The sequence below is a fragment of the Nocardia sp. CY15 genome (assembly GCF_009829295.1).
GTDB classification, from domain to species: domain Bacteria; phylum Actinomycetota; class Actinomycetes; order Mycobacteriales; family Mycobacteriaceae; genus Nocardia; species Nocardia sputi.
In genome coordinates, this window is record NZ_VUOT01000005.1 from 11979 (window position 1) to 27405 (window position 15427).

The window sequence follows — 15427 nt, forward strand, 5'->3', positions numbered from 1 at the left end:
CCATTGTCGGGCGCTGTCAACCAGCGCGGCCGGAGAACGGAGAGGTGCATGGTCGCGGATCGCAGCGAGGTCGGCCTCGCTCCCGCGCGGCCCGAACCGGGCAAGCGGGCGGGTGCGCCGTCGGTGCGACGCCGTCCGAAGGACCGCAAGGTCCAGATCATCCGGGCGGCCGCGCGCGCGTTCAGCGAACGCGGGTACTACCCGGTCGGGGTGGACGAGATCGCCGCCGAGGTGGGCATCTCCGGCCCCGCCCTCTACCGGCATTTCACGAACAAGTACGCGCTGCTGGTCGCGGCCGCCGAGGAGGGCGCGCGGCACCTGCTGACCGTCGCCGAGGCCGCTGACGACACCCGGCTCGACCCCGGGCAGCGCTTGGACGCGCTCATCCGCGCGATCAGCGAGCACACCGTGGAGATCCGCCGCGAGGCCGGGCTCTACCGCTGGGAACGGCGATATCTCGAGCGCGACGACCGGGTTCGGATCAGGAAGATCTACGACGACCTGAACAACACCCTCGCCGCGCCGATCGCACTGCTGCGACCCGACGCGCCACCCGCCGACGTGGCGATGCTCGCCGCGGGCGTGCTCAGCGCGATCGCCAGCATCGCGGCGCACCGCACCGCGCTGTCGAGCGCCCGGCTGCTTCCGCTGCTGCACGAGATGGCCTGGGCCATCCTGCGCACCGAGCTGCCCCCCGCGCCGGACGAACCCGACCCCGGCCCGCCCCTGCGCGGCATTCCGGTGACCTCGAAGCGGGAACAGTTGCTCACCGAGGCCATCCGGATCTTCGGCAGGCAGGGCTATCACGAGGCGAGCATCGAGGAGATCGGCGCCGCCGTCGGCATCAACGCCTCCAGCGTGTACCGGTACTTCGCGAGCAAAGCCGACCTGCTCGCCGCGGCCTTCTACCGCACCGGGGACCGGCTGGCCATCGCGATCACCGAGGCGTTGGCCGAGGCGGCCAGCCGGGAGGACGCCGCGCGCCGCGTGGCCGACCGCTACGCGAGATTGAGTTTCGCCATGCCGGAGATCATGCCGGTCTATTACGCCGAGTTCAGCAACCTGCCGCAGGCCGAGCAGCACAAATTGCGCGCCATTCAACGGCAGAACGTGCTGGAGTGGGCCAACCTGCTCGACGGGGACCCGGTGGAGGCGCGCTTCCGGGTGCACGCCGCCATCAGCCAGGTGATCGATGTGGGCAGGTTGATCCGATTCGATTCCCGGCCACCGCAAGTGGCCCGGGTCACCGCCCTCATGGACGCGGTGCTGCTCGATTGAGCTCGCGCCGGTCAGGGGCGGCGGCCGTGCCGGATCCGGAAGATCGTCCTGGCCACGCGGAGGTGGCGCGGGTGCCGATCGAACGTGGAGAGGTTCACCGGCGCCTGGTACCGCTTGCGCGTGATGGCCAAAGTCCTGCTGAACTCGCGTAGCCCCTGGTCGCCGTGGCTGTGGCCCTGGCCGTATTCGCCCACACCGCCGAAGGGCAGCGCGGGAATGCCCGCGTAGGCGGTCGAGGAGTTGATCGTCACCACGCCGACTCGCAGTTGTTCGGCGAACGCCTCGATCTCGTGCACGTCCCTGGTGAACACCGATACCGCGACGTCGGTGCCGACCGCGTTGATCCGCTCGGCGGCTTCGTCCATGCTCGCCACCTTGTTCACGATGAGCACCGGGCCGATGCCCTCACCGGTGATCGCGATGCTCTCCTCCGGCACCTCGGCCAGCACGATCGGCTCGATGTAGGGCTCGCGGATCGAGTCCAGCCCGCCGACCACCGCGCGGCCGCCGCGGGCCACCGCGTCGCGTACCTGCCTGCGCACCACGTCGACCTGCGACTCCATGATCATCGGCCCGTAGGACGCTTTCCGGTCGGCGCCCGGCCGCAGCCTGCGGGCCTGCTCCACGACCAGGTCGAGAAAGCGGTCGTACACCGACTGGGCGACGTACGCGCGCTGGATGCCGGTGGCGTTCTGTCCGGCGTTGGCCATCGCGCCGAACACGGCGGCCTCGGCGGCGTCGTCCAGCTTGGCGTCGACGTGCACGACCATGCTGCCCTTGCCGCTGCGCTCCACGACGACCGGCGTCATGGTCTGCGCGCACACCGAGATCACCTCGCGCGCGCCCGCCTCGGAACCGGCGTAAGCGATCTTGTCGACCTTCGCCCGGCACAGCGCGGTTCCGGTGGTCTGGTCTCCCGTGACCACCTGCAACACCGGTTGGTTCGGCGCGAGCCGGGCCCAGCTGTCGGCCAGCCACACTCCGACGCCGGTGGTCAGCTCGTGCGGCTTGAACACCACGGCGTTGCCCGCCGCCATCGCGTACGCGATCGAGCCCATCGGGGTGAACACCGGGTTGTTCCACGGCCCGAGCACTCCGACGACCCCCAGCGGCAGGTAGCCGACCGAGGCGCGCTGATTGCGGCTGAGCCAGTTGGAACCGATGCGCCGTCGGTCCAGCGCGCGGCCGGCGTTGCGCGCGGCCCAGTCCAGGTCCTCCACCGCGAGCATCACCTCGATCGCGGCGTCCGCTTGCGGTTTCCCGGTCTCCTCGCACAGCAGGGACACCAATTCGCCCGAGCGCCGGGCGATCTCGCGTTTCCAGTCCAGCAACCACCGTTTACGGCTGCTGAATCCCAGCTCCGCCCACCATTTTTCGGCGGAGCGGGCCGCGCGGACCGCGCGATCGAGTTCGCCGGCGCTCATCACGGCGTAGTTGCCGACGACCTCGCCGGTGCGCGGATCGTAGGACGTCAGCACGTTCGTTCGGCCCGTTCCTCCCGGACGCGCCGCCAACCGTGGCTGCGCGGACTCGGCCATGATCACCTCTCGCAGTGTCGGAAACGGCGTGCGGACCGCTGAGCGGAGCGCAGCCGCGGACGAGTGAGTGTGGTCCCCCGCGAAGCAGACTATGGTCTGGCGCAGTGGGCCGACAAGGCTCGGCCGCCCGCTCTCGCCCGTGCCGGATCGCGCTCACCAGCGTCGATCCCTTGCTCGGCGCATGGACCGGGGGAAATGTGAGTAAGGACACACAGGGTGCATGCCGGTGCGCCTACCGTGCGCGAAGCGAAAGCCGGTTCGATCGGGCCGGTAACATCACGCCGAGCGCGACGGATCACCAATCCGAGCGTGCGCTGCGCTCGGGCGACCTGGTCGCCGTACCGGCCGATAGTGGAGAGTTGATGCCGAGTTCCAATCAAGCAGATTCGCATGCGGGTGAGCCAGCGGTCCGGGTAGCGGACGTCCGCAAGTCGTTCGGCGACGTGCATGCACTGCGGGGCGTCAGCTTCGTCGCCGACCGCGCCTCCGTCCTCGGCATCCTCGGGCCAAACGGCGCGGGCAAGACAACGATGGTGAAGGTCCTCTCCACCCTGCTGCGCCCCGATTCCGGCACCGCCGTCGTCGCGGGCCACGACGTGGTGCAGGACCCGGCGGGCGTGCGCCGATCGATCATGATGACCGGTCAGTACGCGGCGCTGGACGAAAACCTCTCCGGCCGCGAGAACCTGGAGCTGTTCGGCAGGCTGATGGGCTTGGCGAAGTCCGCGGCACGCAAGCGCGCCGACACGCTGCTGGAGGAATTCGATCTGGTCAGCGCGGGCCGCCGCGCCGTGCGCCACTACTCGGGCGGCATGCGCCGCCGCGTCGACATCGCCTGCGGTCTGGTGGTGCGTCCCGAGGTGGTGTTCCTCGACGAGCCGACCACCGGCCTGGACCCGCGTAGTCGCCAGGGCGTCTGGGATCTGGTGACCGCGCTCAAGACGCAGGGCATCACGGTGCTGCTCACCACGCAGTACCTGGAGGAAGCCGACGTGCTCAGCGACAACATCATCGTGATCGACAAGGGCACGGTGATCGCCGAGGGCACCGCGGACGAGCTCAAGGAGAAGACCGGCGGCAGCTACTGCGAGGTCGTTCCGCTGGATCCGAAGAAACTGCGCACCGCCGCGTACGCGCTCGGCGACCTGGTGCCGTCCGCGGTGTTGGCCGACATGAACGGCGGCGACCGGCTTTCCATCCCGGCGCCGGAGGGCGCCGCCACGCTGACCGAGGCACTGCGCAGACTCGACAGCGCCGGTGTCGACCTGGCCGACATCGCGCTGCGCCGCCCCTCGCTGGACGACGTGTTCCTGTCCATCACCGGCCACTCGGGCGGGCACGCGTGACCGCTGCGACCGCCCCGGAGCACACCCACGCCGAGGCGACGCTGTTCGCCGAGCTGCCCGTGGCACGGTTGTCGTCGTTCGCGCAGTGGCGCGCGCTGACCGGCCGCATCATCCGCACCATGGCGACCAAGGGCGAGCTGATCGTTGCGATGGTCACGCCGCTGGTCTTCACGCTCGGCTTCTACCTGCCGCTGCGCTACGTGATGAAGTTCCAGGGCATCGACTACGCCCAGTACGTCATGCCGATCATCGTGTTGCAGACCATGGCCTTCACGATGATGTCGAACGCGCAGCTGGCCGCGTTCGAGGCGCTGACCGGCCTGAGCACCCGCTTGCAGACGATGCCGATCGGGGCGCTGGTGCCGTTCACCTCACGCATCTGCGCCGGGCTGGTCCGCTCGATCACCTCCCTCGCCGCGGCGGTGGCGTTCGGCCACCTGATCGGCTTCCGCTTCGTCGCGGGCTTCGGTCAAGCCGTGCTGTTCTGCCTGTTCTCCCTCGCCGTCGGCACGGTGCTCGCGATCGGCGCCGACGCGCTCGGCAGCCTGACCAAGAGCCCGGAGTCGCTGAGTCAGGCGCTGACGCTGCCGACACTGATCTTCGGCATGCTCTCCTGCGGGTTCGTGCCCGAACGCAGCTTCCCGGAATGGATTCGTCCGTTCGTGCGCAACCAGCCGATCTCGCAGTTCTCCTTCGCCCTGCGCGACATGACGGCCGACGGCGTGACCTGGCAAGTGCTGTGGGTGCCGCTGCTGTGGTTGATCGGGCTGTCGGTGGTGTTCATCCCGGTGGCGATCTGGGCGAGTGTGAGGCGGTCATGAGTTCGGTGGAATCAACCGTGGAGCGCACCTCCCCGCGGGCGGACGAAGAGCGGGCGCGCGCGAGCGAACCCCTGCCGGTCGTCCGGGCGAGGCCGGAAGGTTCGCTGGTCACCTGGGCGGTGCAGAGCCTGATCCAGTGCAAGAGGCTGCTGCTGATCTGGGCGCGGGATCCGGCGACGACCATCCAGACGCTTGTGTATCCGGCGCTGACCTTGTTGATGTTCTACATCGTCCTGAACAACTCGGTCTCCGGTGCCACCGGTATGCCCGCCGTGTACGGCACCGTCCCGCTGTTGACGTTGGTCGCCGCGATGTCCGGTGCGGTGGTGAGCGCGCTCGGCTTCAAGACCGAGAAGATGACCGGACTGCTGGGCCGGTTCTGGACCATGCCGGTGCATCGCGCGGCCGGGTTCACCGGCCGGCTGCTCGCGGAGGCGGTCCGTGTCCTGGTGACCACGTTGTTCGTCGTGGCGGTGGGGCTGCTGCTCGGATTCCGGTTCGGTCAGGGCCCGCTCGCGGCGCTGGCGTTGATCGGCATCCCGGTCCTGTTCGGCGTCGCGTTCGCCGTGCTGGTCACCGCGCTGGCCACCATCTCCGAGGGCGTGATGCTGGTGAACATCATCGGCATCGTCAACACCCTGCTGATGTTCTTCAACTCCGGTTTCGTTCCGGTATTCGCCTATCCGGTCTGGTTGCAGGACGTGGTGGCGAATCAGCCGATGAGCTGCGCGATCGATGCGATGCGCGGATTGTCCTACGGCGGTCCGGTGGCCGAGCCGCTGATCAAGACGCTCGCCTGGACGATCGGCATGATCGTGGTCTGCGCCTACCCCGCGGTCAGGGGATACCGGCGGGCCGCGGAGACCGGCCCCTAGCCACCGCGCCGTCGCGGCCAGGGCCGTCCGCAGGCCCTGGTCACCGGACCTGGCGTCCGGCCGATTCGCGCGATGGCGCGAAGTCGTAGTCCAGCCAGCGGTCCCGGTTGGTCCAGCCGACCAAGTCGTAGCGCCACCGGAACGGCCAGGTGTGCGCCACGGTATTCCACAGCACGGCGCCCAGGGCGGTGTAGTCGTCGTGCGCGGACAGCAGGGCGCGCTGGCCGCGGGGTGAGGCGCTGAAGAACGCGTCGAACATGGCGATGGACTGCGCGGTGGTGAGCCTGCCGAGTCCGTAGAGGCCGCGCATCCGCATCCAATACACCAGGCGCGCCCGCGGCGGCCACAAGTCGGCGACCGGGTCGCGGCCCTGCCGCAGCGCGGTGAGCGCGGTGTCGACCAGCGCCAGCGAGTCGGCGACGCTGTACCCCGTGCACGGGTGCATCATGCCGCCGCGCGAACCGAACGGGATCGCGCGCGCCGTACCCTTTCGGGGCGGCGGCTGGTCGAGTGGATAGTGCGCCGCCTCGCTCGACTCGTCGCCGGTGAGCCGGATGCCGTGCGCGGCGAGGCGGTGGAGGGTGCGCTTGCGCAGTTCGTGCTGCGGCATGCCGCCCCGCAGGCCCAGGCTGGTCTCTTCGAAGATCACCGTGCCGTCGCCGAGGGGCACCGCGTAGAGGAACGACGGCGGCTCGTCCGGGCCTGCGCCGTTCTCCGGTCGCCAGTCAAGTAGCAAGCCCGAGCCTTCGACGATCATCGGCGCCGCCGTCTCGGCGTCGACGAAGATGCCGTGCGCGCTCGCCGCCCTGCGGCGTCCGAGTGACGGCAGCCCGCGGGTGTCGAACACCGCCGCCGCCCGGTGCACCGTGCCGTCGGTGAGTTCGACTTCTCGCGCGTCCACCCGGACGGCGCGGCCCGCTACGACGGTGGCGTCGTCGAGCGGCAGGGCCGCGCGCAGGCCGGGTTTGGACAGCACACAGTAGGGCCGGTCGATCCGGTGTTCGGTTTTCGTCCAGACCGTGGGCATCGGGATGGTGGTCGCGATGGCGGTGGACGGCAGCCACTGCGGCAGCTCGTCCACCCAGCAGGAGAACGTGGGCGGCCACAGCCGGTCGGGGCGCGGGTCGATCGCGGTCACCGACAGCCCGGCGCGCATCGCGCGGTGAGCGAGCGCCCGACCGGTGGGGCCGAGCCCGACCACGCACACATCGACTTCCCGGCCCGCGCTGACACCCATAGAGGCATTCAATCCGCTCCGCCGATGTACGCGCAACTATTCGCAGCGTGCGAGCCCAAGGAATTCGGGTCTCGCGAAATCGAAATCAGACGAAACGCGATACGGCGAGAATTCCGTGTTCGCGCGTGCCCCCAGAATCAGTGGCCCAGCAACTTCAGTCGTGAAATGGGTTGGGCCGCACCATAGCCTGAGCTCGGAACGCGAGGCGTTCCGGGATTCGGGATAAGGGGAGTCATGAGAGGAAGCCACCTCCGCCGGCTGGTGCTGTCGGCGGCGATCGTTGCCGCCACCGCATCGGCGGTCGTGTCGGTGCGGGCACATGCGGCGCCCACGGAGTCTTCCATCGTCTCCGTGCGGGAGCACGACGCGCGCAACGTGACCTTGACGGTGCGTTCCGCCGCCATGGATCTCGATATTCCGGTCGAAGTGCAGCGCGCCGCGGATACCAGCGTGCCGCGTCCGGTGCTGTACCTGCTGCTCGGCGCGGCCGGTGGCATCGACGGCTCGACGTGGGCCACGAAGACCGACGCGATGCAGTTCCTCGCGGACAAGAACGTCCACGCGGTCACGCCGATCGGCGGGATGTTCAGTTACTACGCGGACTGGCAGAAGGACGATCCCAGACTCGGGCGCCAGAAGTGGAAGACCTTTCTGAGCAGCGAACTGCCGCCGCTGATCGACACCTATCTCGGTACCAGCGGGCGCAATGGCGTCGCGGGTTTCTCCATGTCGGCGACGACGACGCTCGCGCTCGCCGCGACCACCGGCGACCTGTTCTCCAGTGTCGCCGCCTACAGCGGTTGCGCGCAGACCAGTGATCCGATCGGCCGCGAGTTCGTCCGGCTCACCGTCGAGGAATGGGGTCTGGCCGAACTCGACAACATGTGGGGGCCCGCGGACGACCCGCAGTGGAAGGCCAACGACCCGTACGTGCACGCGGAAGGTCTGCGTGGGAAGTCCGTCTACATCGCCAGTGGGAATGGCCTCCCCGGCGTCTACGACCAGTACGGCGGCAAATACTCCCTGAACGGCCCGTGGGGTTTCGCGAATCAACTCGTGGTGGGCGGGGTCATCGAAGCGGCCACCAATTATTGCTCACACAACATGAAAGCCCGGTTGGACAGCCTCGGCATCCCCGCGCGATACAACTTCCGGCCCGAAGGAACCCATTCGTGGGGTTATTGGGAGGACGCGCTGAAGGACTCGTGGCCGACACTCGCCGCTCCATTGGGAATCTGATCGGTCAGGAATTCGAGATGCCTGTTGTCTTCCGTGCCGCGCGAGTCGCGGGCCTGCTGATGGCCGCGGCCTGTGCGGCGCTCTTGCACACGCCCGGCGCGACCGCCGCCCCACCGACTCCGGCGCTCGACGGCGCCAACGACTGGTCCTGCCGTCCCACCCGGGCACGACCGGAACCGGTTGTGCTGGTCCACGGTTCGGGTACCGATATCGGCCGCAGCTTCTCCGTGCTCGCCCCCGCCGTGCGCGCCGAGGGCCATTGCGTGTTCGCCGCGAATCTCGGTGCCCCGCCGGGCGTCATCGACGCGGTGAGTGGGCAGTCCGGGTCCAGTTCGACCGGTATCGGCCCGATCGGCGCCGCCCTGGCGGGGCGAGTGCTGTACGGGGTGGCCGACATCGAGCGGATGGCGGGCGAACTCGCCGAAGTGGTGCGGTCCGTGCGGGAAACGACCGGTGCGAGCCGGGTTGCGCTGGTCGGCCACTCCACCGGCGGCACCGTGATCCGGCAGTACCTGCGGGACGGCGGCGCCGGCGCGGTGTCGCAGGTGGTGACGCTCGGCACGCCGTATCGCGGCACGACCTGGGACGGGTTGCGCGCGGGCTACCCGGACCTGGCCGCACTCGGTCTGGGCAAAGCGCAGATCGCGGCCCAGGTCTTCGGAGCTCCGGGACAGCAGCAGGTGGTCGGGTCACCGCTGCTGAACCGGCTGAACGCGGGAGGCGAGACCGTGCCCGGTCCGCGGTACACGGCCATCGCCTCCCGCGCCGACCTGGTGATCACGCCGCAGGACACCGCCCTGCTCACCGCTCCGTCCGCCACCGACCGCAATTTCTGGCTCCAGGACGGATGCCCCGGCAACACCGCCGATCACAGCGGCATGCTCGAGGACCCGCGCGCCGCCGCCGCCGTTGTCTCGGCGCTCGCCGGAGATCTGCGGGCGCTGCCCTGCTGATCGCACCGCAGCCGGACAAGATCATTGGAGACGAAACGGAGAACCTCGGTGGGTCTCGGCATTACTTGTAGCGGGCTGCGCCGTGAATTCGCGGGAGTCGCCGTGGTCGATGATGTGACGTTCCAGGCCCCTGCGGGGCGAGTCACCGCCGTAGTCGGTCCGAACGGCGCGGGGAAGACGACTCTGCTGTTGATGCTCGCGGGCCAATTGCGACCTCACAAAGGGTATATCCGTGTGGGGCAGACGGATCCGGCTGTCGAACCATGGGTGGTCCGCTCCCAGGTCGGCTGGGTGCCCGACGTCTACGAGAGCAGCGAGACGTGGTCCATCGCGGAGGTGCTCCATTATTCGGCGAGCATCGCAGGACACAACGGGAGCCGATCCGCCGAACTCGTCGAGCGGGCATTGGATCTCGCGCGTTTGCGGAAATATTCCGCCGAACCCGTTCTGCATCTTTCGCGGAGTACGAAGAAGTGGTTGAGCCTGGCCAGAGCGCTCGTCTCCGACCCCGCCGTGCTCGTGCTGGACAACCCCATGGCGGACTTGGATGACGAGGGTCGCGGCTACCTCTCCGAATTGTTGCGAGACTTCGCGAGGCAGAACATGACCATTGTCGTCTCGGCCCTCGCGACGGATGGGCTCGCCGGATGCGCGCAGGAATCCGTGCACCTCGATCACGGTCGAGTCGTCGGCAGCCGTGGGCTGTGAGGCCGAGCACCGACTCCCGGGCGACCGCGACTACTTCGGGGTGACCCAGGTGGTGATATCGGCGTGCACCACCTCCAGGCCGTGCTTGTCGTAGATCGACACCGGCACCACCAGTTCGAGGCCCTCGGTGACGGTCGCGAAATCGGGAATTTCGGGCAGCTTCGCGACCGCCCGCAGACCGGTCTCGGCCTTGGCCAGGTATTGCACGTTCATCGCCTTGGGGATCCACCGATGAGTGGCGGGCACCGTCGCCTCACTCAGCATGCCCATCGCGACCTCGGCCAGATTGCACGCCGCGATGGCGTGGAAGGTGCCCAGATGGTTGTGGATGCCGAACCACTTCGGTGAAGTCACCTCGCACAACCCCGGCTCGAGCCGCACCACATTCGGCAGCACGGTGCCGAAGTACGGCACCCTGGCCACCATCCCGAGCGAAAACAGCGCATGCCCCAGCCGGTTGTCCGGCAGCTTCTTCCAGCCGCGATAGGTCACGGTCTCTTTCGTCATGCGCGTATATTACTCAAAAGTAAGTTGCGTGTGCGCCGACGATGGGGTTCGGGTGCGACCCCGCTGTCACCCCACCGATTTGAAGTGGCTCGACGGCGTCGTGCATACTGTTCGGGTTGCCCTGCACCGGGCCATGTCTGTTTCCTCGTGAAACGGGTGGTCGGGCGGGGCGAGCAGTACCCCATCGTGTACCTCACCGGGTTTCCGGTGTGGGTACGTCCGGGACAGCGTTCCAGGCCTGAGATGCTTTGCGATCCGAGGCCGAGGAATAAGCGGGAGAGCGACACGCCCGACCGCGTGTGCCGGAGAACCATGACAGATGAACAGCGGCGAGGATCGGGCGTGCCCGGTCGTGGTCTCCACTGTGTCGGATCTGGCTCGACCGAGGGCCCTGCGTGAATCGCAGGCTGCCTCCTCCGGGCTCGACCGATCGGGCTGGGACGTCTTCGTGTGTTCGGGCTGTGCAAATGAGGGTGGTCCAGAAGGTCGGCACAGCCGGCTTCCGGGCCACGAAGGAAAGCGGAGAAAAGGACACTTAGCGTGGCGGGACAAAAGATCCGCATCAGGCTCAAGGCCTATGACCACGAGGCGATCGACGCATCGGCGCGCAAGATCGTGGAGACGGTGACCCGCACCGGGGCACGCGTCGTCGGCCCGGTGCCGTTGCCGACCGAGAAGAACGTGTACTGCGTCATCCGTTCGCCGCACAAGTACAAGGACTCGCGCGAGCACTTCGAGATGCGTACGCACAAGCGCCTCATCGACATCCTCGACCCGACGCCGAAGACGGTGGACGCGCTCATGCGCATCGACCTGCCGGCCAGCGTCGACGTCAACATTCAGTGACGGGGACTCGAGACATGACTGACAACAAGAACAGGCCGGCCGCGGGCATCCTGGGCACCAAGCTCGGCATGACCCAGGTCTTCGACGACAAGAACCGCGTGGTTCCGGTCACCGTCATCAAGGCGGGGCCGAACGTCGTCACCCAGATCCGCACCGTGGAGCGCGACGGCTACAGCGCCGTCCAGGTCGCTTTCGGCGCCATCGACCCGCGCAAGGTGAACAAGCCGGTCTCCGGCCAGTTCGCCAAGGCGGGCGTCACCCCGCGCCGCCACGTCGTCGAGATCCGCGTCGCGGACGCCTCCACCTTCGAGGTCGGCCAGGAGATCAGCGCCGACGTCTTCGAAGAGGGCAGCTACGTCGACGTCACCGGCACCAGCAAGGGCAAGGGCTTCGCGGGCACCATGAAGCGCCACGGCTTCCGTGGTCAGGGTGCCTCGCACGGTGCGCAGGCCGTGCACCGCCGCCCGGGTTCGATCGGTGGCTGCGCCACCCCCGGCCGCGTGTTCAAGGGCATGCGCATGTCGGGCCGGATGGGTAACGACCGGGTCACCACGCAGAACCTCTCGGTGCACAAGGTCGACGCCGAGAACGGCCTGCTGCTGATCAAGGGAGCGATCCCGGGTCGCAAGGGCGGCGTCGTGATCGTCAAGAGCGCCGTGAAGGGTGGTGCGCACGCATGACGAGCTCTGCTGTGAACACAGAGAAGAAGTCTGCAAATCTCACGCTGCCGGTCAAGGAGATCGGTGGCAAGACCAACGGCACCGTCGATCTCCCCGCGGAGATCTTCGACGTGACCGCCAACCTCGCGCTGATGCACCAGGTCGTCGTGGCCCAGCAGGCCGCGGCCCGCCAGGGCACGCACGCGACCAAGACCCGTGGTCAGGTGCGCGGCGGCGGCAAGAAGCCGTACCGGCAGAAGGGCACCGGTCGCGCCCGTCAGGGTTCGACCCGCGCGCCCCAGTTCGCCGGCGGTGGCACCGTGCACGGCCCCCAGCCGCGCGACTACACCCAGCGCCTGCCCAAGAAGATGAAGGCCGCCGCCCTGCGTGGCGCCCTGTCCGACCGGGCTCGCAACGAGCGCATCCACGTGATCACCGAACTGGTGGCCGGCCAGACCCCGTCCACCAAGACCGCGAAGAGCTTCCTGGCCGAGCTGTCGGACCGCAAGAAGTTCCTGGTCGTCGTCGGCCGCGAGGACCTCGCCGCGTGGAAGAGCGTGGCGAACCTGCAGAACGTGCACCCGATCGCTCCCGACCAGCTCAACACCTACGACGTGCTCAACAGCGACGACGTGGTGTTCAGCGTCGAGGCGCTCAACGCGTTCGTGCACGGCCCCGCGGAGTCCGCGCAGGACAACGCGGCGATTGCACAGGAGGAGAGCAAGTGACCACCATCGCCGACCCCCGCGACATTCTGCTGGCGCCGGTCATCTCCGAGAAGTCCTACGGACTGATCGAGGAAGGCACCTACACCTTCCTGGTGCACCCGGACTCGAACAAGACGCAGATCAAGATCGCCGTGGAGAAGGTCTTCGGTGTGAAGGTGACCAGCGTCAACACCGCCAACCGTCAGGGCAAGCGCAAGCGGACCCGCTTCGGTTACGGCAAGCGCAAGAACACCAAGCGCGCGCTCGTGACCATCTCGGCCGACAGCAAGCCCATCGAGATCTTCGGAGGCCCGGTCGCCTAAGCGCCCGGGAATCCAGAAAGCAGAGAAGAACTCATGGCAATCCGTAAGTACAAGCCGACAACGCCGGGCCGTCGTGGCGCCAGCGTCTCGGACTTCGCCGAGATCACCCGGTCGGAACCGGAGAAGTCGCTGCTGCGCCCGCTGACCAAGTCCGGCGGCCGCAACGCGCACGGCCGGATCACCACCCGCCACCGCGGTGGCGGTCACAAGCGCGCCTACCGGCTGATCGACTTCCGTCGCCTGGACAAGGACGGCATCCCGGCCAAGGTCGCCCACATCGAGTACGACCCGAACCGGACCGCGAACATCGCGCTGCTGCACTTCGTGGACGGCGAGAAGCGCTACATCATCGCCCCCAAGGGCGTGACGCAGGGCACCCGCATCGAGTCCGGCCCCACGGCCGACATCAAGCCGGGCAACAACCTGCCGCTGCGCAACATCCCGACCGGTACCACCATCCACGCGGTGGAGCTGCGTCCGGGCGGCGGCGCCAAGCTGGCCCGTTCGGCGGGCATGAGCATCCAGCTGCTCGGTAAGGAAGGCCCCTACGCCACCCTGCGTATGCCCTCCGGCGAGATCCGTCGCGTCGACGTGCGCTGCCGCGCCACCGTCGGCGAGGTCGGCAACGCCGAGCAGTCGAACATCAACTGGGGTAAGGCCGGCCGCATGCGCTGGAAGGGCCGCCGCCCCACCGTCCGTGGTGTCGTCATGAACCCGGTCGACCACCCGCATGGTGGTGGTGAGGGCAAGACTTCCGGTGGTCGCCACCCGGTCTCGCCGTGGGGTCAGCCGGAAGGCCGCACCCGCAAGCCCAACCGTCCGAGCGACAAGCTCATCGTCCGCCGCCGCAAGACCGGCAAGAAGCGCTGAAGGAGGAGGTAAGAAATGCCACGCAGCCTCAAGAAAGGCCCGTTTGTCGACGACCACCTCCTGAAGAAGGTGGACGTGCAGAACGAGAAGGGCACCAAGCAGGTCATCAAGACCTGGTCGCGTCGTTCGACCATCATCCCCGATTTCATCGGGCACACGTTCTCGGTGCACGACGGCCGCAAGCACGTGCCGGTGTTCGTCTCGGAGTCCATGGTCGGGCACAAGCTCGGTGAGTTCGCGCCGACCAGGACGTTCAAGAGCCACGTCAAGGAAGACCGGAAGAGCAAGCGGCGATGAGCGAAGCGAAGAGCAATCAGACACTGCTGACGACTCCGTCGAACCCGACTGCGCGCGCGACCGCCAAGCACGTTCGCGTCACGCCGATGAAGGCACGCCGTGTCGTGGACCTGGTCCGCGGCAAGCGTGTCGAGGACGCCCTCGCCCTGCTGAAGTTCGCGCCCCAGGCCGCGAGCGAGCCGGTCGCCAAGGTCGTCGCCAGCGCCGCGGCCAACGCCGAGAACAACCTCGGCCTGAACCCGGCCACGCTGGTCATCTCGACGGCCTACGTCGACGAGGGTGCGACCATGAAGCGGTTCCAGCCGCGTGCCCAGGGGCGTGCGTTCCGCATCCGCAAGCGCACCAGCCACATCACCATCGAGGTCGAGAGCATCCCCACCGCCGGTGGAGCCACTCGTAACCGCCGGAAGGGAGGGGCAAAGTAAATGGGACAGAAAATCAACCCCCATGGCTTCCGCCTCGGTATCACCACCGACTGGAAGTCGCGTTGGTACGCGGACAAGCAGTACGCGGACTACGTGAAGGAAGACGTCGCGATCCGCAAGCTCCTGGCCACCGGCATGGAGCGGGCGGGCATCTCCAAGGTCGAGATCGAGCGCACCCGTGATCGCGTGCGGGTGGACATCCACACCGCGCGTCCGGGCATCGTGATCGGCCGCCGCGGCGCCGAGGCCGATCGCATCCGCGCCGAGCTGGAGAAGCTCACCGGCAAGCAGGTGCAGCTGAACATCCTCGAGGTGAAGAACCCCGAGTCGGATGCGCAGCTGGTCGCCCAGGCCGTCGCCGAGCAGCTGTCCAACCGTGTGGCGTTCCGTCGCGCGATGCGCAAGGCCATCCAGTCGGCCATGCGTTCGCCGAACGTCAAGGGCATCCGCGTGCAGTGCTCGGGCCGCCTCGGTGGCGCCGAGATGTCGCGCTCGGAGTTCTACCGCGAGGGTCGGGTGCCGCTGCACACGCTGCGCGCCGACATCGACTACGGCCTCTACGAGGCCAAGACCACCTTCGGTCGCATCGGCGTGAAGGTCTGGATCTACAAGGGCGACATCGTCGGTGGCAAGCGTGAGCTGGCCGCCGCTGCCGCCGCGCCCGAGCGTCCGCGCCGGGAGCGGCCGAGCCGCCCGCGTCGGTCCGGTTCCACCGGCACCACGGCGACCAGCACCGAGGCCGGGCGCGCCGCCACCGCGGTGGCCGACGCTCCGGCAGAGACACAGGAGGGCTGACGC

The 15427-nt window shown here is 68.2% G+C and carries 18 protein-coding genes; 15 read left to right on the plus strand and 3 right to left on the minus strand.

Going from position 1 to position 15427, the window contains the following annotated elements; all coding sequences use genetic code 11:
- The first annotated feature begins 48 nt into the window (after positions 1-48).
- A complete protein-coding gene (locus tag GVY39_RS09425; protein ID WP_159922706.1) occupies positions 49-1278 on the plus strand; it encodes a TetR/AcrR family transcriptional regulator in 1230 nt (409 codons plus the stop codon).
- Between the two features lie 11 nt (positions 1279-1289).
- On the opposite strand, the gene GVY39_RS09430 is transcribed toward GVY39_RS09425, so the two are convergent.
- Positions 1290-2816, minus strand: a complete 1527-nt coding sequence (locus GVY39_RS09430; RefSeq protein ID WP_159922844.1) for an aldehyde dehydrogenase family protein — start codon at positions 2814-2816, stop codon at positions 1290-1292.
- A 362-nt stretch (positions 2817-3178) separates the two neighbouring features.
- Between GVY39_RS09430 and GVY39_RS09435 the strand changes: the two genes are divergently transcribed.
- Genes GVY39_RS09435 through GVY39_RS09445 form a run of 3 tightly spaced genes read left to right on the plus strand, consistent with a single transcriptional unit; the run spans position 3179 to position 5858 of the window.
- Positions 3179-4162, plus strand: a complete 984-nt coding sequence (locus GVY39_RS09435; protein ID WP_159922708.1) for an ATP-binding cassette domain-containing protein — start codon at positions 3179-3181, stop codon at positions 4160-4162.
- A complete protein-coding gene (locus tag GVY39_RS09440) occupies positions 4159-4983 on the plus strand; it encodes an ABC transporter permease (protein WP_159922710.1) in 825 nt (274 codons plus the stop codon). Before GVY39_RS09435 ends, GVY39_RS09440 begins: the two co-directional genes overlap by 4 nt.
- Entirely contained in the window at positions 4980-5858 is an 879-nt protein-coding gene (locus GVY39_RS09445) for an ABC transporter permease (RefSeq protein ID WP_159922712.1), read from the plus strand. Before GVY39_RS09440 ends, GVY39_RS09445 begins: the two co-directional genes overlap by 4 nt.
- Positions 5859-5898: 40 nt before the next feature.
- On the opposite strand, the gene GVY39_RS09450 is transcribed toward GVY39_RS09445, so the two are convergent.
- Positions 5899-7095 (minus strand): lycopene cyclase family protein, encoded by a 1197-nt coding sequence (locus GVY39_RS09450; RefSeq protein ID WP_159922714.1) that lies wholly within the window; start codon positions 7093-7095, stop codon positions 5899-5901.
- 234 nt (positions 7096-7329) lie between these two features.
- Here GVY39_RS09450 and GVY39_RS09455 point away from each other — a divergent pair, with 234 nt between their 5' ends.
- From GVY39_RS09455 to GVY39_RS09465, 3 genes are read left to right on the plus strand one after another with little or no spacing between them, the layout of a single operon-like run.
- The gene (locus GVY39_RS09455; protein ID WP_159922716.1) at positions 7330-8334 is read left to right on the plus strand and encodes an alpha/beta hydrolase family protein; all 1005 of its coding nucleotides are present in this window, start codon (positions 7330-7332) and stop codon (positions 8332-8334) included.
- Positions 8335-8351: 17 nt separating this feature from the next.
- Positions 8352-9287 (plus strand): triacylglycerol lipase, encoded by a 936-nt coding sequence (locus tag GVY39_RS09460; RefSeq protein WP_236565367.1) that lies wholly within the window; start codon positions 8352-8354, stop codon positions 9285-9287.
- A gap of 48 nt (positions 9288-9335) precedes the next feature.
- Positions 9336-9995 carry an ATP-binding cassette domain-containing protein gene (locus GVY39_RS09465; protein WP_159922722.1) on the plus strand — a complete coding sequence of 220 codons (660 nt, stop codon included), beginning with the start codon at positions 9336-9338 and terminating at the stop codon, positions 9993-9995.
- Positions 9996-10025: 30 nt separating this feature from the next.
- On the opposite strand, the gene GVY39_RS09470 is transcribed toward GVY39_RS09465, so the two are convergent.
- Complete coding sequence (locus tag GVY39_RS09470) at positions 10026-10502, minus strand: hotdog fold domain-containing protein (RefSeq protein WP_159922724.1); 477 nt, start codon at positions 10500-10502, stop codon at positions 10026-10028.
- Positions 10503-11042: 540 nt separating this feature from the next.
- Between GVY39_RS09470 and rpsJ the strand changes: the two genes are divergently transcribed.
- The 8 genes from rpsJ to rpsC are packed head-to-tail and all read left to right on the plus strand — an operon-like array spanning position 11043 to position 15424.
- The gene (gene rpsJ, locus GVY39_RS09475) at positions 11043-11348 is read left to right on the plus strand and encodes a 30S ribosomal protein S10 (protein ID WP_003938093.1); all 306 of its coding nucleotides are present in this window, start codon (positions 11043-11045) and stop codon (positions 11346-11348) included.
- 14 nt (positions 11349-11362) lie between these two features.
- Positions 11363-12028: a 50S ribosomal protein L3 gene (gene rplC / locus GVY39_RS09480; RefSeq protein WP_043687243.1), complete on the plus strand. Its 666-nt coding sequence runs from the start codon at positions 11363-11365 to the stop codon at positions 12026-12028.
- A complete protein-coding gene (gene rplD, locus GVY39_RS09485) occupies positions 12025-12735 on the plus strand; it encodes a 50S ribosomal protein L4 (RefSeq protein ID WP_159922726.1) in 711 nt (236 codons plus the stop codon). Before rplC ends, rplD begins: the two co-directional genes overlap by 4 nt.
- Entirely contained in the window at positions 12732-13037 is a 306-nt protein-coding gene (rplW, locus tag GVY39_RS09490) for a 50S ribosomal protein L23 (RefSeq protein WP_011207266.1), read from the plus strand. Before rplD ends, rplW begins: the two co-directional genes overlap by 4 nt.
- A 33-nt stretch (positions 13038-13070) precedes the next feature.
- The gene (rplB, locus tag GVY39_RS09495; RefSeq protein WP_043687244.1) at positions 13071-13907 is read left to right on the plus strand and encodes a 50S ribosomal protein L2; all 837 of its coding nucleotides are present in this window, start codon (positions 13071-13073) and stop codon (positions 13905-13907) included.
- 15 nt (positions 13908-13922) lie between these two features.
- Positions 13923-14204: a 30S ribosomal protein S19 gene (rpsS, locus tag GVY39_RS09500; RefSeq protein ID WP_159922728.1), complete on the plus strand. Its 282-nt coding sequence runs from the start codon at positions 13923-13925 to the stop codon at positions 14202-14204.
- Positions 14201-14629 carry a 50S ribosomal protein L22 gene (rplV, locus tag GVY39_RS09505; RefSeq protein ID WP_159922730.1) on the plus strand — a complete coding sequence of 143 codons (429 nt, stop codon included), beginning with the start codon at positions 14201-14203 and terminating at the stop codon, positions 14627-14629. Before rpsS ends, rplV begins: the two co-directional genes overlap by 4 nt.
- Positions 14630-15424, plus strand: a complete 795-nt coding sequence (rpsC, locus tag GVY39_RS09510; protein ID WP_043687258.1) for a 30S ribosomal protein S3 — start codon at positions 14630-14632, stop codon at positions 15422-15424.
- Positions 15425-15427: the final 3 nt, after the last annotated feature.

Bases quoted from the DNA above. Each gene is read 5' to 3' on its own strand.
- GVY39_RS09450 (WP_159922714.1), bottom strand. From the start codon at position 7,095: ATGGGTGTCAGCGCGGGCCGGGAAGTCGATGTGTGCGTGGTCGGGCTC.
- GVY39_RS09460 (WP_236565367.1), top strand. From the start codon at position 8,352: ATGCCTGTTGTCTTCCGTGCCGCGCGAGTCGCGGGCCTGCTGATGGCC.
- rplD (WP_159922726.1), top strand. From the start codon at position 12,025: ATGACGAGCTCTGCTGTGAACACAGAGAAGAAGTCTGCAAATCTCACG.
- rplV (WP_159922730.1), top strand. From the start codon at position 14,201: ATGAGCGAAGCGAAGAGCAATCAGACACTGCTGACGACTCCGTCGAAC.
- GVY39_RS09455 (WP_159922716.1), top strand. From the start codon at position 7,330: ATGAGAGGAAGCCACCTCCGCCGGCTGGTGCTGTCGGCGGCGATCGTT.
- rplC (WP_043687243.1), top strand. From the start codon at position 11,363: ATGACTGACAACAAGAACAGGCCGGCCGCGGGCATCCTGGGCACCAAG.
- rpsC (WP_043687258.1), top strand. From the start codon at position 14,630: ATGGGACAGAAAATCAACCCCCATGGCTTCCGCCTCGGTATCACCACC.
- GVY39_RS09445 (WP_159922712.1), top strand. From the start codon at position 4,980: ATGAGTTCGGTGGAATCAACCGTGGAGCGCACCTCCCCGCGGGCGGAC.
- GVY39_RS09470 (WP_159922724.1), bottom strand. From the start codon at position 10,502: ATGACGAAAGAGACCGTGACCTATCGCGGCTGGAAGAAGCTGCCGGAC.
- GVY39_RS09425 (WP_159922706.1), top strand. From the start codon at position 49: ATGGTCGCGGATCGCAGCGAGGTCGGCCTCGCTCCCGCGCGGCCCGAA.
- rpsS (WP_159922728.1), top strand. From the start codon at position 13,923: ATGCCACGCAGCCTCAAGAAAGGCCCGTTTGTCGACGACCACCTCCTG.
- GVY39_RS09430 (WP_159922844.1), bottom strand. From the start codon at position 2,816: ATGGCCGAGTCCGCGCAGCCACGGTTGGCGGCGCGTCCGGGAGGAACG.
- rplB (WP_043687244.1), top strand. From the start codon at position 13,071: ATGGCAATCCGTAAGTACAAGCCGACAACGCCGGGCCGTCGTGGCGCC.
- GVY39_RS09435 (WP_159922708.1), top strand. From the start codon at position 3,179: ATGCCGAGTTCCAATCAAGCAGATTCGCATGCGGGTGAGCCAGCGGTC.